The organism is Mycobacterium sp. 1482292.6 (assembly GCF_001672995.1).
Classification (GTDB): Bacteria; Actinomycetota; Actinomycetes; order Mycobacteriales; family Mycobacteriaceae; genus Mycobacterium; species Mycobacterium europaeum_A.
Window position 1 is genome coordinate 1 of the sequence record NZ_LZKV01000240.1, and the last position, 611, is coordinate 611.

The following is a 611-nucleotide window of genomic DNA, read 5'->3' on the forward strand; positions in this document are numbered from 1 at the left end:
CGCTCGACGAAGGTGCGGCCGCGGTCGTCGGTGAAGTAGCGCAGGCAGCACAGTCCGGCCTGCACACCGCCCCACATGAGCCCTTCATAGAGCGGCCACTGGTAGTAGGTGCCGGGATTGACCGACAGCGCCCGAATCGCGCCGGGGTAGGTGAAGAGCCCCATCGGCATGAGGAACAGACCCTCGATGACGAAATCGAAGACGAAGGTCCAGGCGATCACCACGCCGATCAAGCCGAAGGTGTTGATGTTGGGCCAGCGCTGCTTGGCTTTGCGCATCACCCAGCAGCCGAGCATCGTGCAGAGCAGGACGAAGAAGTAGCCCGGGGCATTCATCAGGAACGGCTCGGCCATCATCGCGCCCGGTTTCCCGAACGACACCCAACCCGGAATGTCCTGGACCCACGAGCCCCGGTTCCACATCCAGGTGTTGTACGTGCTCCACGTGTTGAAGTAGTTCAGCAGCGGATCCTGAAAGAACAGCAGACCGCAGGAGATCAGCAGCATCCCGTCCAGGGTGATTCGCCGCTCACGACGCCACGGCCGAATGATGAACCACCACACCGCAATTGGCAGGCCGATCCACGCAAAGACCGCGTTGGCCACGAGAGG

At 62.4% G+C, this 611-nt stretch carries 1 protein-coding gene; it reads right to left on the bottom strand.

What is annotated here, in order from left to right; genetic code table 11:
- Nucleotides 1-611 (bottom strand): spirocyclase AveC family protein (locus tag A5624_RS24065; RefSeq protein WP_156749175.1); only part of this gene is annotated, 611 nt, incomplete at both ends.